Here is a 24,017-nt window from a genome sequence, read left to right as displayed (position 1 = left end):
TTCTCCTTGTTATTTGACGGCGCCGATAGCGCGCGGACCGCGCGACAGCGACACCATTCCGGATTGGGCGATTTCGCGGATGCCGAACGGCTCCAGCACGCGCAGCAGCGCCTCGATCTTGCCGCGGTCACCGGTCGCCTCGATGGTCAGCGATTCCGGAGACACGTCAATCACCTTGGCGCGGAACAGGTTTATCGCCTCGATCACCTGGCTGCGGCTGCCGGCGTCGGCCCGCACCTTGATCAGCGACAGCTCGCGCGACACCGACTCGTCGTCGTCCTGCTCAATGATCTTGATGACGTTGATCAGTTTGTTCAGCTGCTTGGTGATCTGCTCGAGCGGCGTCTCCTCGGCGGAGACCACGATCGTCATCCGCGACATGTCCTTCTGTTCGGTCGCTCCCACGGCCAGCGACTCGATGTTGAAGCCGCGCCGGGAGAACAGCGCCGCGACCCGGGCGAGCACGCCGGGCTTGTCCTCCACCAGCACCGAGAGCGTGTGCGTCTTGGTATGCATCAGGCGTGCCCCTCGGTTTCGTCGTCGAACAGCGGGCGGATGCCGCGCGCGGCCTGGATCTCGTCGTTGCTGGTGCCGGCGGCGACCATCGGCCACACCTGCGCGTCGGCGCCGACGATGAAGTCGATGACCACCGGGCGGTCGTTGATCGCGCGCGCCTGGTTGATGACGTCGACGACGTCTTCCGCACGCTCGCAACGTAATCCGACGCAGCCCAGCGCCTCGGCGAGCTTGACGAAGTCGGGGATGCGGTGCGAGTGCGTGGCCAGGTCGGTCTGCGAGTAGCGCTCCTCGTAGAACAGCGTCTGCCACTGGCGGACCATGCCCAGGTTGCCGTTGTTGATCAGCGCCACCTTGATCGGCGCGCCCTCGATCGCGCAGGTGGCCAGCTCCTGGTTGGTCATCTGGAAACAGCCGTCGCCGTCGATCGCCCACACCTCGGCGTCCGGGCGGGCCATCTTGGCCCCCATGGCCGCCGGAATCGCGAACCCCATCGTCCCCAGCCCACCGGAATTGAGCCAGGTGCGCGGGTTTTCGTATTTGATGAACTGCGCCGCCCACATCTGGTGCTGCCCGACGCCCGCGACGTATACCGCGTCCGGGCCGGCGATCTCGCCCAGCTTCTCGATCACGTACTCCGGGCTCAGGCTGCCGTCGCTCTGCGGGCCGTAGCTCAGCGGGTAGGTGGACTGGACACCGCGCAGATAGTCCCACCAGTCGCTCAGCTCGAGGCGGCCCGGAATGTCGTGGTGTTGCAGCATCGCGACGAGATCGGTGATGACGGCCTTGACGTCGCCGACGATCGGCACGTCGGCGTGGCGGTTCTTGCCGATCTCGGCCGGGTCGATGTCGGCGTGGATGACCTTGGCCTCGGGGGCGAAGGAGTCGAGCTTTCCGGTCACCCGGTCGTCGAAGCGAGTGCCCAGCGCGATCAGCAGGTCGCTGCGCTGCAGCCCGGCCACCGCGGCGACCGTGCCGTGCATGCCGGGCATGCCGAGGTTCTGCGGGTGGCTGTCCGGGAAGGCGCCACGCGCCATCAGCGTGGTGACCACCGGGATCCCGGTCGCGTCGGCCAGCTCGCGCAGCTGCTCGGTCGCCCCGCCGCGGATGACCCCGCCGCCCACGTAGAGCACCGGCTTGCGCGCGGCCTCGATCAGCTTGGCGGCCTCGCGGATCTGGCGGTTGTGCGGCTTGGTGTTCGGCTTGTAGCCGGGCAGGTGCATCCGCGGCGGCCAGCTGAACGTGCACTGGCCCTGCAGCACGTCCTTGGGGATGTCGACGAGCACCGCGCCCGGGCGTCCGGAGGCGGCGATGTGGAACGCCTCGGCCATCACCCGGGGGATGTCGTCGCCGGAGCGGACCAGGAAGTTGTGCTTGGTGATCGGCATCGTGATGCCCGAGATGTCGGCCTCCTGGAAGGCGTCGGTGCCGATCAGCCCCCGCCCGACCTGCCCGGTGATGGCGACGACGGGGATCGAGTCCATCTGCGCGTCGGCCAGCGGCGTGACCAGGTTGGTGGCGCCGGGACCCGACGTCGCCATGCAGACGCCGACCTTGCCGGTGGCATGCGCGTACCCGCTGGCGGCGTGGCCGGCGCCCTGCTCGTGGCGAACAAGCACGTGGCGCAGCTTTTTCGAGTCGAACAGCGGGTCGTAGACCGGCAGCACCGCGCCGCCGGGGATGCCGAAGATGACCTCGACGTCGAGCTCCTCCAGCGACCGGATCACCGATTGGGCGCCGGTGAGCTGCTCGGGACCGACTCGCTTCGGTTGGGCCGCAGGGGTTTTCGCGGCGGGCTTCACCGCGTCGGTGGCGACGGCGGCCGCGTCGGGCGGCTGTGGCTTTGTGGGTGCACTCACTGTCCTCGCCTCTTCATCCTCATTCGTCTGTGTAAGTCTCGTTGCCGCGCAAGAAAAAACCCCCGTCAGCTCAGCTGCTGAACGAGGGTTGCGCGTTGGTGCTGGATCGCTTCAAATGCCGAAGGACTAGTCAGCCACCAACGCGCTGACTAAGTACTACGAGCATTCCGGGCTTTCCGGTATCCATAGCGTCCGACGGTAGCCTTCGCACAGCTCAGGAGTCAAATCCGGGGCCCGCGCGCGGCGGTGAAATGATGCATGGGTGGTGACCGATTCCCCGGTGGTGATCAAGGTGTCGCCGATGGCGCATTTCGCCGTCGGATTCCTGGCGCTGGGCCTGCTGATCCCGGTGCTGGCCTGGTCGCCGTCCGTGCCGCTGCTGGTGATCCCGGTGGTGTTGTCGGCGATGATCGTCCGGCTGCGCACGGTCGCCGACGCCCAAGGCGTGACCGTCCGCAACCTCTTCGGGAGCCGGACGGTGCGTTGGGACGAGATCGACGGGCTGCGCTTTCACCGCGGTTCGTGGGCACGTGCCCGCCTCAAGAGCGGCGCCGAGCTGCGGTTGCCCGCGGTGACCTTCGCGACGCTGCCGCAGCTGACCGAGGCCAGCGCCGGGCGGGTGCCCAACCCCTATGGGTGATCAGGCGATCGGGTTGACCCCGTTGAGGAGCACCCACACCGCGACGCCGGCGGCGATGCCGGCCAGCAGGGCCACAAACGACCCGATGAAGGGGCGGTGGGCCCAGCCCCGGCCCGCGTCGAGGCCGTAGCGGCCTGGCCCGCACAGGATCACGGCGACCGCCAGGGCGATCAGGGTGATCTGGTATTCGTGCCCGTCGGGCAGGAAATAGGAGAACGTGTGCGTGTGCGGGCGCGCCGAGACGGTGGCCAGCAGGCCGTTGATCAGGAAGGCCAGGGCCCCCGCGGCGGCGATCGGGGTGAACAGCCCCAGCACCAGCAGCACGGCGGACACGATCTCGCCGCCGGCGCTGACGTAGGCCAGGATGTCGGCGTGCTGGTAGCCGACGTCGGACAGTGAATTCCGGAAACCGGTCACCCCCGAGCCGCCCCACCAGCCGAACAGTTTCTGCAGGCCATGGGCGCCGAGCACCACGCCCAACCCGATCCGCATCACCAGCAGACCCAGGTGCTGGGTGCCGCGCCGACCCACGGCGTGCTGCCGCTCGTGGTCGGGGTCCGCGTCGATCTGGGCCGGCTCCGTGGCGGAGATCGGCGCCGCCGCCACCGACTGCGGCTGCACGTAGGGCAGGGGTTCCTGCTGGTCGAGCAGGTGATATCCGCCCGACCCGGGGCTACCCGCGCCGGGGTCGCTGTAGGGGATGACGGTGGTGGTGCCGAAGTCGCCCGGGTACCCGACCGGGGTCAGGTCATCTTCGGGGTCGACCAGGCGCGCCGAGGCAGGGCGTCCCGGGGTTGGTTCCGCGGATTCGCCGGGCCGGCTCCAATGTGCGTCATTCGATTGACTGGTCACGGGTGTCAGGGTAAGGGCAAATCGGCCCGAATCGGGGATTTGAGCGGCGCTTTTGGCGGTTAGTCGGTCAAAACGGCCCGGATCGGGGCAAAATCACCCGTTTCGCCCGTCCGGGGGGCTTCCTCGCCGCCGTTGCGGCTGCACGCCGGCGTTTAGTGTGAAACCTGGGATTTGATAGTGAAACGTGGGCGGAATTGCGGCCCCGGAGGCCGCCCTGTGTTCACACCCGAAGCCATGAGCTCACACCCGATGTGGCAAACGCGGCCCAGCCGGGCCACCGGTACCTACAGGTAGCCTGTCGAGCATGCGGATACGGCGCTCGGTGCGGTGCGGGCTGGCCGCGTTGTCCGCGCTGGTGCTGGTCGCGAGCGGGTGCGCGCGGTTCAATGACGCCCAATCGCAGCCGTTCACCACCAACCCCGAGCTCAAGCCGCAACCCAGCTCGACGCCTCCCCCGCCGCCACCGCTGCCGCCCACGCCCTTCCCGAAGGCCTGCCCGGCGCCCGGGGTCATGCAGGGCTGCCTGGAGAGCACCAGCGGTCTGATCATGGGTCCCGACAGCAAAACCGCGCTGGTCGCCGAGCGCACCACCGGCGCCGTCAAGGACATCTCGGTCAGCGCCGAGCCCAAGGTCAAGATGGTCATCCCGGTCGACCCGTCCGGCGACGGCGGGTTGATGGACATCGTGCTGTCGCCCACCTATCAACAGGACCGCCTGATGTACGCCTACATCAGCACGCCCACCGACAACCGGGTCATCCGGGTGGCCGACGGCGACATCCCGAAGGACATCCTGACCGGGATCCCCAAGGGCGCCACCGGAAACACCGGGGCGCTGATCTTCACCAGCCCCACCACGCTGGTCGTGATGACCGGCGACGCGGGCAACCCGGCCATGGCCGCCGACCCTAAATCCCTGGCGGGCAAGGTGCTGCGCATCGAGCAGCCGACCACCATCGGCCAGGCGCCGCCGACGACCGCGCTGTCCGGCGTCGGCGCCGGCGGCGGCATGTGCATCGACCCGGTCGACGGCTCGCTCTATGTCGCCGACCGCACCCCTACGGCCGACCGCTTGCAGCGCATCACAAAGACCTCCGAGGTCTCCACGGTGTGGACGTGGCCGGACAAGCCCGGCGTGGCCGGGTGCGCGGCGATGGACGGGACCGTGCTGGTCAACCTGATCAACACGAAGCTGACGGTGGCGGTGCGGCTCGCGCCGGCGACGGGCGCGGTCACCGGCGAGCCCGACGTCGTCCGCAAGGACACCCACGCCCACGCGTGGGCGCTGCGCATGTCACCCGACGGAAACGTCTGGGGCGCAACGGTCAACAAGACGGCCGGGGACGCCGAGAAGCTCGACGACGTGGTGTTCCCGCTCTTCCCGCAGGGCGGCGGATTCCCGCGCAACAACGACGACAAGACGTAAGCGTCAGAACCCGTCGAGGGTGAACCGCAAGCCGTATCGGCGCGCGGCGTCTTTCGGCGCGCGCTCGAACAGCCGGTGCGGCGCCTCGTGGCCGGGCTCCACCTCGTCCAGATCGGACAGGTAGAGCAATTCTTCGTCGCTCTCGGGAGACCAGGTCGCGACGGGCTCGAGCACGAAGGCGACGTGATCGCCGATCTGGATCCAGTGCGCGATCCGGCCGACGAACCACGCGATCGCCTCGTCGAGGATCGGCATGCCCTGCGGGCCGGCGCGCCACGAGCAGCGGTCGAATTTGTCGGCGTCGCCATCGAAGAGCTCGGCGAGACCGACCTGGCGTTGCGCCAGGACATGCACGGCCAGGTGCCCGGATTGGCCCGCCGCCTCGTGGGTGTCGCCGTCGCGCGGCACGACAACCAGGAAACTCGGCGGCCGCACACTGGTCTGGGTGGCGAAGCTGACCAGGCAACCCGACGGTCGGCCGTCGGACTGGGTTGTCACCACGAAGACCGGGCCGTCGAGCATCGCCATGAAATCTTCGAACGACTCGTCGACCACCTGATCATCATGACCGGGCGGACCGCTCGGTGGAATCCTTGGCAGCGGTCAGTCAGCTGTGAATATGCTTCTCAGCCCTGACCGCAGGCGGCCAGCACCAGCTCACGCACCCGCGCCGCGTCGGCCTGCCCCCGCGTGGCCTTCATCACCGCACCGACGATCGCGCCGGCCGCGGCGACCTTGCCGCCGCGGATCTTTTCGGCGACATCGGGATTGGCGGCCAGGGCCTCGTCGACGGCGGCCTGCGTCACCGAGTCGTCGCGCACCAGCGCCAGGCCGCGGGCGGTCATCACCTGTTCGGGCTCGCCCTCCCCGGCCAGCACGCCCTCGACCACCTGGCGGGCCAGCTTGTTGGACAGCTTGCCCTCGTCGACCAGGGCGATCACCGCCGCGACCTGGGCCGGGGTGATGGCCAGCCGGTCCAGTTCGACGTTGGCCTCGTTGGCCTTTTGCACCAGGAAGTTTCCCCACCAGGCGCGGGCCTGCTCGCTCGGCGCGCCGTGCTTGACGGTCTCGAGGACCAGCTCGACGGCCCCGGCGTTGACCAGATCGCGCATCACCTCGTCGGAGACACCCCATTCGTCCTGAATTCGCTTGCGGCTCAACCACGGCAGCTCGGGGATGGTCTGCCGCAGTTGCTCCACCCAGCCGCGGTCGGGCGCGACGGGCTCGAGGTCGGGCTCGGGGAAATAGCGGTAGTCCTCGGCGGTCTCCTTGGTGCGGCCGGGGCTGGTGTACCCCGACTCGTGGAAGTGCCTGGTCTCCTGGGTGATCCGGCCGCCGGAGGTCAGGACGGCGGCCTGGCGCTGCATCTCGTAGCGCACGGCGACCTCGACGCTGCGCAGCGAGTTGACGTTCTTGGTCTCGGTCCGCGTGCCGAACTCGGCCGCCCCCGCGGGCTTCAACGACACGTTGGCGTCGCAGCGCATCGAACCCTGATCCATCCGGACGTCGGATACGCCCAAGGCGCGCAACAGGTCTCGCAGCGCGGTGACGTAGGCGCGGGCAATCTGCGGGGCCCGGGGGCCGGCCCCCACGATCGGTTTGGTGACGATCTCGATCAGGGGGACACCGGCCCGGTTGTAGTCGATCAGCGACGTCGTCGCGCCGTGGATGCGGCCGGTCTCGCTGCCCAGGTGGGTGAGCTTGCCGGTGTCCTCTTCCATGTGCGCCCGCTCGATCTCCACCCGCCAGGTCGAGCCGTCCTCCAGCGGCGCATCCAGGTAGCCGTTGACGGCGATGGGCTCGTCGTACTGCGAGATCTGGTAGTTCTTCGGCATGTCCGGGTAGAAGTAGTTCTTCCGGGCGAAGCGGCACCACGGCACGATCTCGCAATTCAGCGCCAGCCCGATCCGGATCGCCGACTCCACGGCGGCCTGGTTGAGCACCGGCAGCGAGCCGGGCAGGCCCAGGCACACCGGGCAGACCTGGGTGTTGGGCTCGGCGCCGAACGTGGTCGCGCAGCCGCAGAACATCTTGGTCACCGTGGACAGCTCGACGTGCACCTCGAGGCCCAGCACAGGATCGAACCGCTCGATGACCTCGTCGTAGTCCAGCAGCTCGGCCCCGGCAGCAACACTCATGGCCTCGATCCTAACGAGGCGCCGAACGCTCCCCGGCCCTGCCTCCGAACATCCCGGCCAGCACGGCGGCCATCTCCAGATAGCTGCGCCTGCTTTCCCGGCTCAGGTGATCCAGCCCAATCTCTTTGCCGTCATGCACATGACGGTCGAACGGCAGCACCACCGTGGCGGCGACGCGGGCCGACAACTGGTCGAGTTCCTTGGCGGCCACCACGCCCACCTTGCCCGGTTCGACGTGGTTGATGGCCAGCACCGTCGACTTCAACAACCGCTGATAACCATTGTGGCGCAACAACTCCAGCGTGGTGCGGGTTTTTCGGATGGCGTCGATCGAGGTGCTGGTAACCACCACCAGGGCCCGCGCCTCCGGCAGAACGGCGTCCATCACCGCCGAATTGACCGCCTTGACGCAGTCCACCAACACCACCGAATAGTGCTTGCGCAGAACCGAAAACGCCCTGACGATGTCGTGCCGCTCCAGCCTCCAGTCGGTGCGCGCGTAGTCGGGCAGCCCGAGCACCTCCAGCCCGAAGCTGTTCATGTGGGTGTGCGCCCGGACCTCCGAGTACTGGGTGACCGCGTTGTTGAGCAGCAGGTCGGCCATGTTCAGCGGGTTGCGGCGGCCGTGGCGTTCGGCCAGGTCGCCGGCGTCGATGTCGACGGCGATCACCCGGTCGTCGCGCGCGGCAGCGAAGGTCGAACCGAGCGCCTCGACCACCACGGTCTTGCCGACGCCGCCCTTGAGGTTGAGGACGGCGATGGGAAACGCGCCGCCCACCGGCGTGCGGATGCGTTCCCGCAATTCCTGCTCGTACGCCGAGCCCTTGCCGGGGCCGATGTCGATGCCGGTGAGGCGGCGGACCAGCCTGCGCCAGCTGAATGCGCCGGAGGCGGGTGTTTGCTCTTTCTCGTCGAGACCGTCCAGCGCCGTCCCGCCCAGCATCAGCTCGCGGTGGCCCGGCGGCGGGACCTGCCGCGCCGGCGCCGGCACCGTGGGCGAACGGTGCGGCTGCGGCACCGTGGCGGATTCCCAGTCGGCGTGCCGGTACGGCGGCTGCCGTCGCCCCGGCGGGCCCGGTGGGGCCGCCGATCCGGCGGGCTGGTGAACGATTCCGCGAGGCGAACCGCGGTGGCTCATACCTCCCTATATAACCGCTCCGAGCTGGCAGAAAACCACGAAAATGGCGCTGTTCAGCCAATCGTCAAGCCGGCGCCACCGGCCGTTCAGCCAATTCAGCCGAAGAACGCCGCGGCGTCGTCGTAGCGGCTTTCGGGCACCAGCTTGAGCTGGCGCGTCGCGTCCGCCAACGGCACCCGGCCGATGTCCTGGCCGCGCAGCGAGACCATCTGGCCGTACTCCCCCGCGTGCGCGGCGTCGGCCGCATTGACCCCGAACCGGGTGGCCAGCACCCGGTCGTAGGCCGTCGGGGTGCCGCCCCGCTGGACATGGCCCAGCACCGTCACCCGGACCTCCTTGTTGATCCGCTTCTCGACCTCGACGCCCAGCTGCGCGGCGACGCCGGTGAAGCGCTCGTGCCCGAACTCGTCAATGCCGCCCTCGCGCAACGTGATTGAGCCGGCGACCGGCTTGGCGCCCTCGGCGACCACGCAGATGAAGTGCGAATCCCCGCGCTGGAAGCGCCTTTTGACCAACCGGCACACCTCCTCGACGTCGAAGGGCTGCTCGGGGATCAGCGTCATGTGCGCGCCGGAGGCCAGCCCGGCGTTCAGCGCGATCCACCCGGCGTGGCGCCCCATCACCTCCACCAGCATCACCCGCTGGTGGGATTCGGCCGTGCTGTGCAACCGGTCGATGGCGTCGGTGGCGACAGTCAGCGCCGTGTCATGGCCGAAAGTGACGTCGGTGCAATCGATGTCGTTGTCGATGGTCTTCGGCACGCCGACCACGGGGACGTTCTCCTCCGACAGCCAGTGCGCGGCCGTCAGCGTGCCCTCGCCGCCGATCGGGATCAGCACGTCGATGCCGTTGTCGTCGAGCGTCTGCATGATCTGGCTCAGCCCGGCCCGCAGCTTGTCGGGGTGCACGCGCGCGGTGCCAAGCATCGTTCCGCCCTTGGCCAACAAGCGGTCGTTGCGGTCGTCGTTGTGCAACTGGATGCGCCGGTTCTCCAGCAGCCCGCGCCACCCGTCCTGGAACCCGACCACCGACGAGCCGTACCGCGCGTCGCAGGTGCGCACGACCGCGCGGATGACGGCGTTGAGCCCGGGGCAGTCGCCGCCCCCCGTGAGAACTCCGATCCGCATCTTTTTATCTTGCCCGTACGGCCGTCCGATGGCGCGACCCGACGCAAAAATTCCACGCTACGAGAGCAGTCCCCGTTCGGCGTCTTGTGAAATATGATTAGCGGTCCCGCGCGAACCTGCCCCGTTGATGGGAGCCGCAGATGTCGACTTTGCTAATCGCACCCCAGGCTCTGGCCGCGGCGTCGGCGGATTTGAGCGGAATCGGCGAGGCGGTCAGGGCGGCGACGGCGACGGCGGCCCCGGCGACCACCGGGATCGCGGCGGCCGCCGCCGACGAGGTGTCCGAGGCGATCGCGCGGTTGTTCGGCAGCCACGCGCAAGGTTTTCAGGTGCTGAGCACCCAGGCGGCGGCGTTTCAGCAAGAGTTCGTGCAGGCGTTGAGCGGGGGCGCGGGCACCTACGCGGCCGCCGAGGCCGCAAACGGATCGTTGCTGGTGAGCCTGCTGCAGACCCCGCAGTTGCAGACCCTGGAGCAGGGTCTGCTGGCCGCGGCGAACATGGAATCACTGGGTCTGACCGGGCGGCCGCTGGTCGGCAACGGCGCCAACGGGGCCCCCGGGACGGGGGCGCCCGGTGGGGCCGGGGGGTGGCTGGTCGGTGACGGCGGGTCAGGCGGGTCCGGCGCGGCGGGCGCGCCCGGCGGGCCGGGCGGCCCCGCGGGCCTGATCGGCACCGGGGGGGCCGGCGGGGCCGGCGGATCCGGTGCGGGCGGCGGCATGGGTGGCCACGGCGGATGGCTGCTGGGCACCGGCGGGGCCGGCGGCGCTGGCGGCGGCGTGACCTCCGGTACCGGAGGCACCGGCGGGACCGGCGGGGCCGGTGGGTTGTTCGGGGCCGGCGGACTCGGCGGGGCCGGCGGGGTTTCGACCACCGGCACCGGCGGCGCAGGCGGCGCCGGGGGGTCGGGCGGCGTGTTCAGCGGGCTGGTCGGCGCGGGCGGCGGCGCCGGCGGGGCCGGCGGCGCCGGAGACACCGGCGGCGCGGGCGGAACCGGCGGGGCGGGCGGCCCGCTGGCCGGTGCCGGCGGGCCCGGCGGAACCGGCGGGGCGGGCTACACCGGCGGCGGCGGTCACGGCGGGGTCGGCGGCGCCGCCGGCGCGCTGCTCGGCAACGGCGGCCCCGGCGGCACCGGCGGCAGCAGCTTTTCCGGGACCGGCGGGTCCGGCGGGGCGGGCGGCCACGCGGGCGTGCTGGGCTCCGGCGGCTCCGGCGGAGCCGGCGGCGACACCTTCGGCACCAACGCCGGCGGCCAGGGCGGCGCCGGCGGCGACGCGTTCCTGGTCGGTTTCGGCGGCATCGGCGGAGCCGGCGGGTTCGCGGCGGCCGGGGCCGGCGGGGCCGGCGCCGCCGGCGGCACCGGCGGCCTGCTGCTGGGTGACGGCGGGGCCGGCGGGGCGGGCGCGCAGGGGGCTCCCGGCGCGGCCGGTGGCGCCGGCGGCCCCGGCGGCCGGGCCGTGTCGTTCGGCATCGGCGGCAACGGCGGGGTCGGCGGCCTCGGCACGACGGCGGGCAGCACCGGCGCCAACGGCGTCAACGGCGGATTGTTGCCGTCGCCGCTGCTCAACGCCCTCAACGCGCCCAGCCTCGCGCTGACCGGCCGCCCCCTGATCGGCAATGGCGTCGCCGGCGCCGCGGGCAGCGGGGCCGGCGGGACGGCCGGCGGGTGGTTGCTCGGCGACGGCGGCGCCGGCGGGTCCGGCGCCAACGGTGTGCCCGGCGGGGCCGGGGGCGCCGCCGGGTTGCTGGGGGCCGGCGGCCCCGGCGGGGCCGGCGGGTTCGGGGCGACGGGTCCGGGCAGGTCCGGCGGCATGGGCGGTGGCGGCGGATGGGTGTTCGGCAACGGCGGCCCCGGCGGCGCCGGCGGGGTCGGCTTCGCCGGTCCCGACGGCGGCGGGGGTAGCGGCGGGGCAGGCGGCTCCGGCGGGCTGTTGGGCTCCGGCGGGGTCGGCGGGCCCGGCGGGTTGCCCGGTCAGTCGGTCACCGGCTTACGGCCCGGTGCCGGCGGGGCCGGCGGGGCCGCCGGGCCGCTCAGCGGGCTGGTCGGCGCCGGCGGCGGCACGGGCGGGGTCGGCGGGGCCGCATTCACCGGCGGAACCGGCGGTGCCGGCGGAGCCGGCGGCAGCGGTGGCCCGCTGTTCGGTGCGGCCGGGGCCGGCGGCGACGGCGGCACCGGCTACGCCGGGACCGGCGGCGCGGGCGGCCCCGGCGGGGTCGGCGGCGCGGTGGCGGGCACCGGCGGCGACGGCGGGGCCGGTGGAGCGGTGCTGGGCGCCTCCGGTAGCGCCGGCGGGGCCGGCGGCCCCGGCGGCGCCGCCGGGTGGCTGGGCTCCGGCGGGGCCGGCGGGCCCGGCGGAGCCGCGGCGACCACCGCCGGGACGGTCCTCGGCGGCCAGGGCGGGGCCGGCGGCAACGCGACCTTGTTCGGCTCGGGCGGCGCGGGCGGGCCCGGCGGATTCACCGCGACGGGTACCGGCGGGGCGGGCGGCCCCGGCGGGGGCGGCGGGGCGCTGTTGGGTGACGGCGGTCCCGGCGGGGCCGGCGCGGACGCCGCCGCCACCTTCACCGGCGGCGGCGGCGGCAGCGGCGGCAACGCCGGCATCCTGGTCGGCATCGGCGGAAACGGCGGCAACGGCGGAAACGGCGGAACCCTCGCGCTGATGGGCGGCCCCGGCACCGTCGGGGCGGGCGCGCTGCTGCTGGGCCGAAACGGCATCCCCGGGTTGCCGATGAGCCCGAACCTGTTGGTCAACGGCGACTTCGAAATCGCCGACCCGTCCGGGTCCGGCTACAGCGGCGTGACCATTCCGGGCTGGACGCTGTCCGGGACCCCGACCGTGATCGCCTACGGCACCCCACGCGGCTATCCCTCGCCCATCGCGACGCCGTCCCCGCGGTTCGGGGGACTCTTCGGCTTCCCGGGCACCGCGGGCGGCGGCAGCAACTTCGCCGGCGGCGGACCCGTGGGCACGTCCACCATCAGCCAGACCGTCAACCTGGCCACCGCGGCCGGCAGGATCGACACGGGCACGGTGCCGTACACCCTCAGCGGGATGCTCGGCGGCTACCTCGGGGACCCGTCCTCGACCTCGGTGACGGTCACGTTCCTCAACGCCAACGGGGTCGCGCTGGGAACCGGCTCGATCGGGCCGGTCTCGGCGGTGGATCGCTTGGGGCTCACCGGATTCCAGGCGCGAGACTTCTCCGGGACGATCCCGGTGGGCGCCACCAAAGCCGTGGTGACCGCGACCTTCGCCGACCACAACCCGATCCTGGGCAACTACAACGACGCCTTCGCCGACAACTTGTCGTTCACCGTCGGCGATCCCACCCTCCAAGCGGCGCCACTCACCATACCGACGTCCAAGGTCGGCCAACTGGATCACCTGTTCGTCATCTACATGGAGAACAAGGGTGTCGGCGACATCATCGGCAGCGTCAACGCGCCGTACATCAACTCGCTGATCAACACCTACGGATACGCGAGCAACTACTACGCGCTGGGCCACCCCAGCGACCCCAACTACTTCCGGGTGCTGGGCGGAACGGACTTCGGCATCGACTGGAACCCCGTCGCGAACTCGATCCCCACCAACGCACCCAACCTGATGTTCGAAATGGACAACAAACCGACTCCGGTGACGTGGGCCGGCTACGCGCAGGGCATGCCCAACGCGGGCGCCATCGTGTCGTCGGGCGACTACGCCGTCGATGCATTGCCGTTCGCCCAATTCGGCTACGTCTACAACAACCAAACGCCCGGCTACCTGGCGAACCACCTGCTCCCGTTGACGCAGATGAGCACCGACCTGCAGAACCCGAGCAAGTTCCCGAACTTCACCTGGATCGCCGCCGACGGCTCCTACAACATGGAAGGCCCGGTCAACTTCCCCACGGGCGCGGCCAACTGGCTGGGCAGTCAGCTCACGACGCACCAGTACAACGTCGCGGCCGGTGACCAGTTCGTCCAGCAGCAGGTGTCCACCATTCAAAGCTCGCCCACGTGGACCGCCCCGGGCCAGCGCGACGCGATCATCATCACCTTCGACGAGGACTACAACAACCTGTCACTGGGCATCGGCAACCAGGGCAACAACGTTCCGATGATCGTCATCCCGAACCAGGGCGCCGTGAACGCCGGGATGCAGTCCGGCCACTTCGTCACCAACACCTACTACAACCAGTACAGCCTGTCGGCCACCATCGAAGACGCCCTGGGCCTGGCCCCGCTCACCGCCAACGACATGTACGCCGAACCCATGAACGATTTCTGGACGTGACTCAGACGGCGCTCGGCAGCGGCCCGCGCGCGGCCTCATAGGCCGCGCCCACCCGGTAGAGCCGGTCGTCGGCCAGCGCCGGCGCCATGATCTGCAGGCCCACCGGCAGACCGTCGTCCGGGGACAGGCCCGACGGCACCGACATGCCGCAGTGGCCGGCCAGGTTCAGCGGCAGCGTGCACAGGTCGAACAGGTACATCGCGAGCGGGTCGTCGACCTTCTCGCCTAACCGGAACGCGGTCGTCGGGGTCGCCGGCGACACCAGCACGTCCACGGACTCATACGCCCGGTCCAGGTCGCGGGCGATCAGCGTGCGCACCTTCTGCGCCTGGTTGTAGTAGGCGTCGTAGTAGCCGGCCGACAGCGCGTAGGTGCCGATCATGATGCGCCGCTTGACTTCTGGCCCGAAGCCCGCAGCGCGGGTCAGCGCCATGACCTCCTCGGCGCTGTGGGTGCCGTCGTCGCCGACGCGCAGCCCGTAGCGCATCGCGTCGAAGCGGGCCAGGTTGCTCGACACCTCCGACGGCAGGATCAGGTAGTAGGCGGCCAGCGCGTGATCGAAGTGCGGGCAGTCGACTTCGCTGACCTCGGCGCCCAACGCCTTCAGTTGCTCGACGGCGGCCTCGAAGGACGCGAGCACCCCCGGCTGGTAGCCGTCGCCACGAAGTTGGCGCACCACCCCGACCCGCACGCCGCGCAAATCACCGGCCGCACCGGCGCGCGCGGCGCCGACGACGTCGGGCACCTCGGCGTCCACCGAGGTCGAGTCGCGGCCGTCGTGCCCGGCGATCACCTGATGCAGCAGGGCGGTGTCCAGCACCGTGCGCGCGCACGGGCCGCCCTGGTCCAGCGACGACGCGCAGGCCACCAGCCCGTAGCGGGACACCGTGCCGTAGGTGGGTTTGACGCCGACGGTCGCGGTCAGCGCGGCCGGCTGGCGGATGGAGCCACCGGTGTCGGTGCCGATGGCCAGCGGCGCCTGGAACGCGGCCAGCGCCGCCGCGCTGCCGCCGCCGGACCCGCCGGGCACCCGCTCGACGTCCCACGGGTTGCGCGTCGGGCCGTAGGCGGAGTTCTCCGTCGAGCTGCCCATCGCGAACTCGTCCATGTTGGTCTTGCCCAGGATCGGGATGCCGGCCGCGCGCAACCGCATCGTGACGGTCGCGTCGTACGGCGAACGCCAGCCCTGCAGGATCTTGGAACCGCACGTGGTGGGCATGTCGACGGTGGTGAACACGTCCTTGAGCGCCAGCGGCACCCCGGCCAGCGCGGACGGCAGCCGCTCGCCGGCGGCCACCGCGTTGTCGACGGCCGCCGCCGCGGCCAGGGCCTCGTCGGCCGCGACGTGCAAAAACGCGTGGTAGCGGTCGTCGGTCGCCTCGATCTGGTCCAGGCAGGCGCGGGTGATCTCCGTGGACGACAGCTCCCCCGCGGCAACCCGGGCGGCCAGCGTCGCGGCGTCGGATCGGACGATCTCGTTCACTCGCTGTCCCCCAGGATCTGGGGCACCGCGAAGCGGCCGTCGAGGGCTTCGGGGGCCTGCGCCAGCGCCTCGGCCTGCGTCAGGCAGGGCGTCATCTCGTCCGCGCGCGTGACGTTGACGTCCTTCAGCGGGTTGTCGGTGGGTTCGACGCCGGTGACGTCGACCGCCTGGATCTGGCCGACGTGGGTCAGGATGGCGTCGAGCTGCCCGGCGTAGCTGTCCAGCTCGGCGTCGGACAACGCCAGCCGGGCCAGCCGGGCGAGGTGCGCCACGTCGTCGCGGGAGATCTGAGACACGACTGGAAAGCCTAGACGGGGCATCGCCGCCGCCCCGAACGCAGGCTCGGCGAACCGCTAGTGTGCGGCTGGCCGCACGCTCGCCGCCGACTGTGAAGCTGGCCGCACACTCGGCCGCGGGTCGGTCTGGTCCGCGGGCTCGCAGCCGAAATGCCACGGATACCTGGTTGTGCAACAGTGTTGGCCGTGCCGTCCTATCTGTTGCGCATCGAGCTGGCTGACCGCCCGGGCAGCCTGGGCTCGCTGGCGGTGGCGCTCGGGTCGGTGGGCGCCGACATCCTGTCGCTCGACGTGGTGGAGCGCAGCGCGGGTTACGCGATCGACGACCTGGTCATCGAGCTGCCGCCGGGGGCGATGCCCGACCGGCTGATCACCGCCGCCGAGTCGCTGCCCAACGTGCGGGTGGACAGCGTCCGCCCGCACACCGGGCTGCTGGAGGCCCACCGCGAGCTGGAGCTGCTCGACCACGTCGCCGCGGCGGGCGACAAGTTGCAGGTGCTGGCCAACGAGGCGCCCAAGGTGCTGCGGGTCAGCTGGTGTGTGGTGGTGCGCGGCGGGCGCGGCGAGCTCGAGCGCCTGGCCGCCAGCCGCGGCGCTCCCGAGACCAAGGCGGACTCGGCCCCGTGGCTGCCGATCGAGCGGGCGGCGACGCTGGACAGCAGCGCCGAGTGGGTGCCGCGGGCGTGGCGCGAGATGGACACCACGATGGTCGCGGCGCCGCTGGGCGACGCGCACACGGCCGTCGTGCTGGGCCGCCCGGGTCCGGAATTCCGCCCGTCGGAGGTGGCCCGGCTGGGCTACCTGGCCGGCATCGTGGCCACCATGCTGCGCTGACCGCGCGCCGCTACTCCGCAGTTTCAGAAGGCCCGTCGGCCAACAACTTTCGGAACCCGTCCTCGTCGAGGATCGGCACCCCCAGCTCGACCGCCTTGTCGTATTTGGAGCCCGGTGCGTCGCCGGCGACGACGTAGTCGGTCTTCTTCGACACCGAGCCCGCGGCCTTGCCGCCGCGCGCCACGATGGCCTCCTTGGCGTCGTCGCGGGAAAAGCCGGTCAGCGAGCCGGTGACCACGATGGTCAGGCCCTCCAGCGTGCGCGGCACGCTGGCGTCGCGTTCGTCGGCCATGCGCACCCCGGCCGCGCGCCACTTGTCGACGATCGCGCGGTGCCAGTCCACGGTGAACCATTCGGTGACCGCGGCGGCGATGGTCGGCCCGACGCCCTCGACCGCGGCCAGCTGCTCGGTGGACGCCTCCTCGATAGCCTGCAGGTCGCCGAATTCGGTGGCCAGCGCGCGGGCGGCTGTCGGGCCGACGTGCCGGATCGACAGCGCCACCAGCACCCGCCACAGCGGCTTCGCCTTGGCCGCACCGAGGTTGGCCAGCAGCCGCTTGCCGTTGGCCGACACCGCCCCACTCTTGGTGGTGAACAGCTCGGTGCGCAACAGGTCGTCCTCGGTGAGGGAAAACAGGTCCCCCTCGTCGGCGATCACCCCGGCCGTCAGCAGCGCGGTGGCGGCCTCGTAACCCAGCGCCTCGATGTCCAGCGCGCCGCGTCCCGCGACGTGAAACACCCGCTCCCGCAACTGCGCCGGGCACGAGCGGGCGTTGGGGCAGCGGATGTCGGCGTCGCCCTCCTTGGCGGGGGCTAGTTTGGTGCCACATTCGGGACACGTTGTGGGCATGACGAATTCGCGTTCCGAGCCGTCGCGCAGGTCGACGATGGGGCCCAGCACCTCGGGAATCACGTCGCCGGCCTTGCGGATCACCACGGTGTCGCCGATCAGCACGCCCTTGCGCTTGACCTCGGCGGCGTTGTGCAGGGTGGCCAACCCCACCGTCGACCCGGCGACCTTGACCGGGGTCATGAACGCGAACGGTGTGACCCGCCCGGTGCGCCCGACGTTGACCCGGATATCGAGGAGCTTGGTCTGCACCTCCTGGGGCGGGTACTTGTAGGCGATCGCCCAGCGCGGCGCCCGCGAGGTGGACCCCAGCCGGCGCTGCAGCGCGACGTCGTCGACTTTGACCACCACGCCGTCGATTTCGTGGTCCACGTCGTGGCGGTGCTCGCCCCAGTAGGCGATGCGCTCGAGCGCGCCGGCCACGTTGTCCACCCGGGTGGTGTGTTCGGAGACGGGCAGGCCCCACGCGCCCAGCGCCAGGTACGCGTCGTGCAGGGCGGCCGGCCGAAAGCCTTCGGTGTGTCCGACCCCGTGGCAGATCATCCGCAGCTTGCGCCGCGCGGTGACGGCCGGATCCTTCTGCCGCAGCGATCCCGCGGCGCTGTTGCGCGGGTTGGCGAAGGGCGTCTTGCCGTCTTCGACCAGGGCGGCGTTGAGTGCTTCGAAGTCGGCGAGCCGGAAGAACACCTCGCCGCGGACCTCGAGGACGTCCGGGACGGGGTAATCGCCGCCGGCGGTCAGCCGCTCGGGGACGTCGTCGATGGTGCGGGCGTTGAGCGTGACGTCCTCGCCGGTGCGGCCGTCGCCCCGGGTCGCCGCGCGGACCAGCCGGCCGTTGCGATACACCAGCGACAGCGCGACGCCGTCGATCTTGAGCTCACACAGGTAGGGCACCTCGTCCCCGACCTCGGCGCGCACCCGCGCGGCCCACAGCTCGAATTCCTCGGCGCTGAACACGTTGTCGAGGGACAGCATCCGCTCCAGGTGCTCGGCCTCGGTGAAGTCGGTGGCAAAGCCGGCGCCCCCGACGAGTTGGGTGGGCGAATCGGGGGTGCGCAGCTCGGGATGCTCCGCCTCGAGCGCCTCGAGCCGGCGCAGCAGCTGGTCGAACTCGGCGTCGGAGATGATCGGCGCGTCGCGCACGTAGTAGCGGAACTGGTGTTCGCGGACCTCGTCGGCCAGCTCCCGCCACTGCCGGCGCACCTCGGGCGCAACTGGATCGGCTTCCGATGACGTCACCTTCGCAGGCTATCGAAGGGCGCCGACGGGCCGGGGCGTGGACGCGTGGCAGCTGTGGCCGCGGCCCCTCACTCCTCTTCCACGAAGGCCCGCAACCGCTCCAGCGCGGCGTCCCAGCGGCGCGACAACCCGGTGAGGTAGTCGCTCGCCTCGGCCAGCGGTTCGGTCCGCACGGTCCAGACCCGTTCGCGGCCGCGACGGCTGCTGGTCACCAGCCCGGCATTCTCCAGCAGGGCCAAGTGCTTGCTGGCGGCCTGCCGCGTCACCGGAATGGCGCTGGTGACTTGCGATGTCGAGCTCGGACCGACGTCGCACAGCCGGACGATGATGCGCAGCCGATTGGCATCGCCGAGCGCGTCGAAGATCGGCGCGCCGACACCGCTCATACCCGCGCATCTTCCAGGTACCGGCGCACGATTCCCGTCTGGATCGCCCAGCCCTCGGAGTTCGCCTCGAAGGATGCGTCCCGGCGCGCCTCGGGAAGCGCGTCGAAGCCCGATTCGACGACGGTCAACAGCACGCCTTCGTCGGTTTCGGCGAGGGTGAACTCGACCAGCGTGGTGGGTTCCCGGTCGTAGTCGACACCGGGGTCGATCGCGCCGGGATGCCAGCGGTACGCGAAGCGCCGCCGCGGTTCGATCGCGACGATGTGCCACGTCCGGCTCAGCCCGGCATGCGCCCGCTGCCGCTCGGCGACCGCCTCGTCGACGACGGTCGGGGTGATCGCCCCGGTGAGGGACGCCCCTTCGACGAACGGCCCGTCGAAGCGCACCCCGAACCAGCGGCCGAACTCCTCGGCGTCGCTGATGGCCCGCCACACCCGGTCCAGTGGCGCGCGCAGCACCACGCTCTTTTCGATCCGATCCGTACTCATATGCAACCTCCTGGTTGCCTATCAGTTCAGCACAGACCGTCACAAAGCGCAACCTTTTGGTTGCCTATCGGCGCTAGATCGCGTCCGGGTCCTCCGCGAACGCCTCGGCGGCCTTGCGGGCGAGCCCGATCGCGACGCGGGCCCACTCGGGCGTCGCCGCGGCCAGGCCGCACCTCGGGGTCACGCCGATGCGGTCGCGCAACGCCGAGCGCGAAAAGCCGAGCCGGTCGGTCACCGCCACCACCGCGGCGGCCACCTCCTCGGCCGCGGGCCGCCGCGGCGGGGCACCCGCATCGACCACGCCGAGCATGACGGCGCGACCCGATTCGACGAACGCGGCGATGCCGTCCAGGTCCGACGCCCGCAGCGTGCCCGCGTCCACCGAAACCGCACCAATCTCACTGCGCTGCAACAGCTCCCACGGAAGCCCAGCAGCGCAGCAATGCAACGCCACATCGGCGCCCACGGCCGCGACGCACGTGTCGAGCAGCGCGCCGGCCACCGCCTCGTCGAGCGCGGCCACCGGGGTCAGCGCCGTCACCCCCGTCAGCCGCCCGTCCAGCGCGGCCGGCAGCGACGGCTCGTCGAACTGCACGACGACCGGGGTGTCGAGCCGGCGCGCCAGCGCCGCGCGGTGGGCGGCGACGCCCTCGGCCAGCGACGCCGCCAGGTCGCGCACGGCCCCGGCATCGGTGATGGCCCGGTGCCCGCCGGCCAGCTCGAGCCCGGCGGCCAGCGTGATCGGCCCGGGGGCCTGCACCTTGACCACGCGCCCGCCGCCGCGCAGCCCCGCCGTCTCCCAGGCCTCCTCCAGCGCGTCCATGTCCTCGTCGAGGAGGCTGGCGGCCCGGCGGGTCACCGCGCCGGGCCGGGCGGCGATGCGGTAGCCGCGTGGCACCGTGTCGATGGCCACGTCGATCAGCAACGCGCCGGCCCGCCCGAGCAGGTCGGCGCCCACCCCCCGGGCGGGCAGCTCGACGAGGTGGGCCAGCGCGCTGCCCAGCTCGCCGACGACGACCTCGGCGGCTGTCCGCGCCGTCGTGCCGGGCCAGGATCCGACGCCGCTCGCGGCGGCGAAAACACTCACCCGGCAACCGTATTCGACGCCGCATCGTGGGCCGGTCGCCAGGGGTGTGCGGCGCGAGTAGGTTCGACCACAAAGGGTGCGAAACGGTGGGGCACATGGCGCGATGGACCCGGGCGCTACTGGTGGGTGGCGCGGTACTGCTGACGGGGGCGTGCACCCGCGTGGTGGGCGGGGAGGCCGTCGGGGGACTCGGGCCCGGCGCCCGGGGCATCCAGGGCGTGAACGTCGACGCCATCCTGCTGGACCAGCCACGGATGGGCGCGATCACCGGCGCCGGCGAGCACCTCACGATCATCCCGTCGATGGACGGCAACCGCCCGGTGGACATCGACGCCCTCGCCGACACGACGCCGGCCGAATGCCGGTTCCTCTACGCCGAGACCGCGACTTTCGGGCCCGACGTCGCGGAATTTCACAAGACCACGTTCCAGGACCCGCCCGACGGCGCCCTGATCTCCGAGGGCGCCGCGGCCTATCCCGACACCGGCGCCGCGCGGCGCGCGTTCGGCACGCTGGTGAACACCGTCGGCACCTGCGCGGGCGGGTCGGAGGGCCAGTTGCTGGTCGGCGGCTGGACCGCCAAGCCCGACGCGCTGCACCTGGGACCCGGCGGGTGCGGCCGCGATTACCGGGTGCTGTCGGTGGCCCTGCTGGAGGTCACGTTCTGCGGTTTTCCGCAGTCGGTGTCCGACATCGTGATGACGAACATCGCCGCGAACATCCCGCGCTAGCCGCTCACCAGTGGGCGGTGGTCAGCAGCTCGAAGTTCGGCCGGCCGCAGTGGATCCACATCGCGACGTGCAGCGCCGTGACGGCCAGCGAGACCGCCAGGGCGGCGATCGCCAGGCCGAAGCCCCGCTGCTCGTGCCGCGCGGCCTGGCGCAACCCGATCAGGGCGAGGGCGGCGCTCAGCACCGGGCTGCCGTACATGCCCATCAGGCTCAGCACGAACGCCGCGATGGCGAAGGCGTTGGTCTGGGCGGCCGGTTCCGCCCGCGTGTTGACGTGGTTGCAGATCATGACCGAGAGGGTCGTCGAGCGGGCTTGACGGATCCTCAAGGAATCCTTGGAACGCTCAGCGCGACGTGCCGGCGATGGTCGCGCTGCCGAGCACCTCGTCGCCGTCCGGGTCGGGGCGGTACAGCACCAGCGTCTGGCCGCGCGCCACCCCGCGCAGCGAGGCCCGCAACCGCACGACGAGCTCATCGCCGACCAGCTCGGCCACCGCGCCGACCGTCTCGCCGTGCGCGCGCACCTGCACCGCGCACTCGACGGGGCCCGCCGGCGCGGCGCCCGCGGTGAACACCGGGGACCGCCCGGTCAGCCCGCGTACGTCCAGCTCGGCCGCCTCGCCCACCCGGACCGTGCCGGTTTCGGCGTCGATGGCCGTCACGTAGCGCGGGCGGCCGTCGGGTCCCGGCCCGGCGATGCCCAAGCCCTTGCGCTGCCCGACGGTGAAGCCGTGCACCCCATCGTGGGTGGCCAGCACGGCGCCGTCGGTGGTGACGACGTTGCCGCGCCGCACCCCGATCCGCTCGCCCAGGAATGCCCGCGTGTTGCCGGACGGGATGAAGCAGATGTCGTGGCTGTCCGGCTTGTCGGCGACGGCCAGGCCGCGACGGGCGGCCTCGGCGCGGATGTGGGGCTTGGGGGTGTCGCCGATCGGGAACACCGCGTGCCGCAGCTGCTCGGCGGTCAACACGGCCAGCACGTAGGACTGGTCCTTGTCGGTGTCGACGGCGCGGCGCAGCCGCCCCTCCGACAGCCGGGCGTAGTGGCCGGTGGCCACCGTGTCGAAGCCCAGCGCAACGGCTTTGTTGGCCAGCGCCGAGAACTTGATCCGCTGGTTGCAGCGCACACAGGGGTTCGGCGTCTCCCCCCGCTCATACGACGACACGAAATCGTCGATGACGTCGGCTTCGAATCGCTCCGCGAAATCCCAGACGTAGAACGGAATTCCGAGGACATCGGCGACACGGCGGGCGTCGGAGGCGTCTTCCTTCGAGCAGCAGCCGCGCGAGCCGGTGCGCAACGTGCCCGGCGCCGTCGACAGCGCCAGGTGCACGCCGACCACGTCGTGCCCGGCGTCGACCATGCGGGCGGCGGCGACCGACGAGTCGACGCCACCGCTCATCGCGGCGAGGACCTTCACTTACGGCGCCCCCGCGGCGGCCAGGGCGGCCCGTCGGGCGCGGTCCACGGCCCCGGGCAGCACCCGCAACACCGCGTCGACGTCGGCGTCGACGCTGGTGTGCCCCAACGACAGTCGCAGCGAGCCGCGGGCGCTGGCCGGGTCGACGCCCATCGCGATCAGCACGTGCGACGGCTGCGCGACACCGGCGGTGCAGGCCGATCCCGTCGAACACTCGATCCCGTTGGCGTCCAACAACATCAGCAGCGCGTCGCCCTCGCAGCCGCGGAAGGTGAAGTGCGCGTTGCCGGGCAGCCGCTGGGGGTACCTCCCGCTTGCGGGGGATGGGTCGCGGGCGCCGTTGAGGCTGACGTCGGCGATACCGGCCAGCACCCGGTCGACCAGGCGGTCGCGCAGCGCCCGCAGCCGAGCGGCGTTGGGCTCGAGCCCGTCCACCGCGATGCGGACCGCGGCCGCCATCCCGACGGCGCCGGCGACATCGGGTGTGCCCGAACGGATGTCACGCTCCTGCCCGCCGCCGTGGGAGAGCGGGACGCAGGCGGCGTCGCGGCGCAGCAGCAGCGCGCCCACCGCGGGCGGGCCGCCGAACTTGTGCGCGGCCACGCTCATCGCCGACAGGCCGCTGGCCGCGAAGTCGGCCGGCAGCTGACCCACCGCCTGGACGGCGTCGCTGTGCATCGGGACCCCGAATTCGGCGGCGACGGCGGCGAGTTCGGCGACCGGCATGACGGTGCCGACCTCGTTGTTGGCCCACATCACCGAGACCAGCGCGACGTCGTCATGGGTCTGCAGCGCCTCGCGCAGCGCGGCCGCCGACACCGAGCCGTCGGCGGCGGTGGGCAGCCAGGTCACCTGGGCGCCTTCGTGTTCGACGAGCCAGTTCACCGAGTCCAGCACGGCGTGGTGTTCGACGGCGCTGGTGATGATGCGGCGGTGGCGCGGCTCGGCGTCGTGGCGGGCCCAGTAGATCCCCTTGACGGCCAGGTTGTCGCTCTCGGTGCCGCCCGCGGTGAAGATCACCTCCGACGGGCGCGCGCCGAGCTTGTCGGCGATCAGCTCGCGGGACTCCTCGACCCGCCGCCGCGCCGCCCGCCCGCTGGTGTGCAGCGACGACGCGTTGCCCACGGTGCCGAGCGCGGCCGTCATCGCCTCGATGGCGGCGGGGTGCATCGGGGTGGTGGCGGCGTGATCCAGGTAGACCATGACCCGCCCCACGATACCGGCCCTTG

21 protein-coding genes are annotated in these 24,017 nt (G+C 71.7%); 5 read left to right on the top strand and 16 right to left on the bottom strand.

Going from position 1 to position 24,017, the window contains the following annotated elements; genetic code table 11:
- Positions 1-9: 9 nt before the first annotated feature.
- Together ilvN and AC5Y4Z_RS12685 are read right to left on the bottom strand one after the other, a co-directional pair.
- On the bottom strand, positions 10-516 hold the full coding sequence (gene ilvN / locus AC5Y4Z_RS12690; protein WP_499964170.1) for an acetolactate synthase small subunit: 507 nt from the start codon (positions 514-516) through the stop codon (positions 10-12).
- Positions 516-2,375 (bottom strand): acetolactate synthase large subunit, encoded by a 1,860-nt coding sequence (locus tag AC5Y4Z_RS12685; protein WP_499964167.1) that lies wholly within the window; start codon positions 2,373-2,375, stop codon positions 516-518. Before AC5Y4Z_RS12685 ends, ilvN begins: the two co-directional genes overlap by 1 nt.
- Before the next feature lie 301 nt (positions 2,376-2,676).
- On the opposite strand from AC5Y4Z_RS12685, the gene AC5Y4Z_RS12680 reads away from it, so the two are divergent.
- Positions 2,677-3,015, top strand: coding sequence for a PH domain-containing protein (locus AC5Y4Z_RS12680; protein WP_499964808.1), 339 nt, complete (start codon positions 2,677-2,679; stop codon positions 3,013-3,015).
- Here AC5Y4Z_RS12680 and AC5Y4Z_RS12675 read toward each other — a convergent pair whose 3' ends face one another.
- Positions 3,016-3,867 (bottom strand): DoxX family protein, encoded by an 852-nt coding sequence (locus AC5Y4Z_RS12675; protein ID WP_499964165.1) that lies wholly within the window; start codon positions 3,865-3,867, stop codon positions 3,016-3,018. It lies immediately after the preceding gene.
- Positions 3,868-4,171: 304 nt separating this feature from the next.
- Here AC5Y4Z_RS12675 and AC5Y4Z_RS12670 point away from each other — a divergent pair, with 304 nt between their 5' ends.
- A complete protein-coding gene (locus AC5Y4Z_RS12670) occupies positions 4,172-5,293 on the top strand; it encodes a PQQ-dependent sugar dehydrogenase (protein ID WP_499964163.1) in 1,122 nt (373 codons plus the stop codon).
- Between the two features lie 3 nt (positions 5,294-5,296).
- Here AC5Y4Z_RS12670 and AC5Y4Z_RS12665 read toward each other — a convergent pair whose 3' ends face one another.
- The 4 genes from AC5Y4Z_RS12665 to AC5Y4Z_RS12650 form a co-directional block, all read right to left on the bottom strand.
- A complete protein-coding gene (locus tag AC5Y4Z_RS12665) occupies positions 5,297-5,821 on the bottom strand; it encodes a flavin reductase family protein (protein ID WP_499964806.1) in 525 nt (174 codons plus the stop codon).
- Between the two features lie 98 nt (positions 5,822-5,919).
- Positions 5,920-7,431 carry an Asp-tRNA(Asn)/Glu-tRNA(Gln) amidotransferase subunit GatB gene (gene gatB / locus AC5Y4Z_RS12660; RefSeq protein ID WP_499964161.1) on the bottom strand — a complete coding sequence of 504 codons (1,512 nt, stop codon included), beginning with the start codon at positions 7,429-7,431 and terminating at the stop codon, positions 5,920-5,922.
- 10 nt (positions 7,432-7,441) lie between these two features.
- The gene (locus tag AC5Y4Z_RS12655) at positions 7,442-8,374 is read right to left on the bottom strand and encodes a MinD/ParA family ATP-binding protein (protein WP_499964803.1); all 933 of its coding nucleotides are present in this window, start codon (positions 8,372-8,374) and stop codon (positions 7,442-7,444) included.
- Between the two features lie 290 nt (positions 8,375-8,664).
- Positions 8,665-9,696: an ATP-dependent 6-phosphofructokinase gene (locus AC5Y4Z_RS12650; RefSeq protein WP_499964159.1), complete on the bottom strand. Its 1,032-nt coding sequence runs from the start codon at positions 9,694-9,696 to the stop codon at positions 8,665-8,667.
- 140 nt (positions 9,697-9,836) lie between these two features.
- Between AC5Y4Z_RS12650 and AC5Y4Z_RS12645 the strand changes: the two genes are divergently transcribed.
- Positions 9,837-13,973 carry a PE domain-containing protein gene (locus AC5Y4Z_RS12645; protein WP_499964157.1) on the top strand — a complete coding sequence of 1,379 codons (4,137 nt, stop codon included), beginning with the start codon at positions 9,837-9,839 and terminating at the stop codon, positions 13,971-13,973.
- 1 nt (position 13,974) lies between these two features.
- Here AC5Y4Z_RS12645 and gatA read toward each other — a convergent pair whose 3' ends face one another.
- On the bottom strand, positions 13,975-15,456 hold the full coding sequence (gene gatA, locus AC5Y4Z_RS12640) for an Asp-tRNA(Asn)/Glu-tRNA(Gln) amidotransferase subunit GatA (RefSeq protein WP_499964155.1): 1,482 nt from the start codon (positions 15,454-15,456) through the stop codon (positions 13,975-13,977).
- Complete coding sequence (gene gatC, locus AC5Y4Z_RS12635; RefSeq protein ID WP_499964150.1) at positions 15,453-15,752, bottom strand: Asp-tRNA(Asn)/Glu-tRNA(Gln) amidotransferase subunit GatC; 300 nt, start codon at positions 15,750-15,752, stop codon at positions 15,453-15,455. The genes gatA and gatC overlap by 4 nt, the downstream gene beginning before the upstream one ends.
- A 186-nt stretch (positions 15,753-15,938) precedes the next feature.
- Between gatC and AC5Y4Z_RS12630 the strand changes: the two genes are divergently transcribed.
- On the top strand, positions 15,939-16,586 hold the full coding sequence (locus AC5Y4Z_RS12630) for an ACT domain-containing protein (protein ID WP_499964149.1): 648 nt from the start codon (positions 15,939-15,941) through the stop codon (positions 16,584-16,586).
- A gap of 10 nt (positions 16,587-16,596) precedes the next feature.
- On the opposite strand, the gene ligA is transcribed toward AC5Y4Z_RS12630, so the two are convergent.
- From ligA to AC5Y4Z_RS12610, 4 genes are all read right to left on the bottom strand, one after another.
- Entirely contained in the window at positions 16,597-18,675 is a 2,079-nt protein-coding gene (gene ligA, locus AC5Y4Z_RS12625; protein WP_499964148.1) for an NAD-dependent DNA ligase LigA, read from the bottom strand.
- Positions 18,676-18,743: 68 nt separating this feature from the next.
- Positions 18,744-19,061 carry an ArsR/SmtB family transcription factor gene (locus tag AC5Y4Z_RS12620; RefSeq protein WP_499964146.1) on the bottom strand — a complete coding sequence of 106 codons (318 nt, stop codon included), beginning with the start codon at positions 19,059-19,061 and terminating at the stop codon, positions 18,744-18,746.
- Positions 19,058-19,549 carry an SRPBCC family protein gene (locus tag AC5Y4Z_RS12615; RefSeq protein WP_499964144.1) on the bottom strand — a complete coding sequence of 164 codons (492 nt, stop codon included), beginning with the start codon at positions 19,547-19,549 and terminating at the stop codon, positions 19,058-19,060. Before AC5Y4Z_RS12615 ends, AC5Y4Z_RS12620 begins: the two co-directional genes overlap by 4 nt.
- Before the next feature lie 73 nt (positions 19,550-19,622).
- Positions 19,623-20,636: a uroporphyrinogen decarboxylase/cobalamine-independent methonine synthase family protein gene (locus tag AC5Y4Z_RS12610; protein WP_499964142.1), complete on the bottom strand. Its 1,014-nt coding sequence runs from the start codon at positions 20,634-20,636 to the stop codon at positions 19,623-19,625.
- A 95-nt stretch (positions 20,637-20,731) separates the two neighbouring features.
- Here AC5Y4Z_RS12610 and AC5Y4Z_RS12605 point away from each other — a divergent pair, with 95 nt between their 5' ends.
- Positions 20,732-21,367 carry a sensor domain-containing protein gene (locus AC5Y4Z_RS12605; RefSeq protein WP_499964140.1) on the top strand — a complete coding sequence of 212 codons (636 nt, stop codon included), beginning with the start codon at positions 20,732-20,734 and terminating at the stop codon, positions 21,365-21,367.
- A 4-nt stretch (positions 21,368-21,371) separates the two neighbouring features.
- Here AC5Y4Z_RS12605 and AC5Y4Z_RS12600 read toward each other — a convergent pair whose 3' ends face one another.
- From AC5Y4Z_RS12600 to AC5Y4Z_RS12590, 3 genes are read right to left on the bottom strand one after another with little or no spacing between them, the layout of a single operon-like run.
- Positions 21,372-21,656 carry a DUF4190 domain-containing protein gene (locus AC5Y4Z_RS12600; protein WP_499964138.1) on the bottom strand — a complete coding sequence of 95 codons (285 nt, stop codon included), beginning with the start codon at positions 21,654-21,656 and terminating at the stop codon, positions 21,372-21,374.
- Positions 21,657-21,711: 55 nt separating this feature from the next.
- Positions 21,712-22,788, bottom strand: coding sequence for a tRNA 2-thiouridine(34) synthase MnmA (gene mnmA / locus AC5Y4Z_RS12595; protein WP_499964137.1), 1,077 nt, complete (start codon positions 22,786-22,788; stop codon positions 21,712-21,714).
- Positions 22,789-23,991: a cysteine desulfurase family protein gene (locus tag AC5Y4Z_RS12590; protein ID WP_499964135.1), complete on the bottom strand. Its 1,203-nt coding sequence runs from the start codon at positions 23,989-23,991 to the stop codon at positions 22,789-22,791.
- Positions 23,992-24,017 lie beyond the last annotated feature (26 nt).

Source organism: Mycobacterium sp. NGS63 (assembly GCF_059812295.1).
Note: the sequence above shows the minus strand (reverse complement) of the source record. Positions and strands in the feature narration are given on the sequence as shown.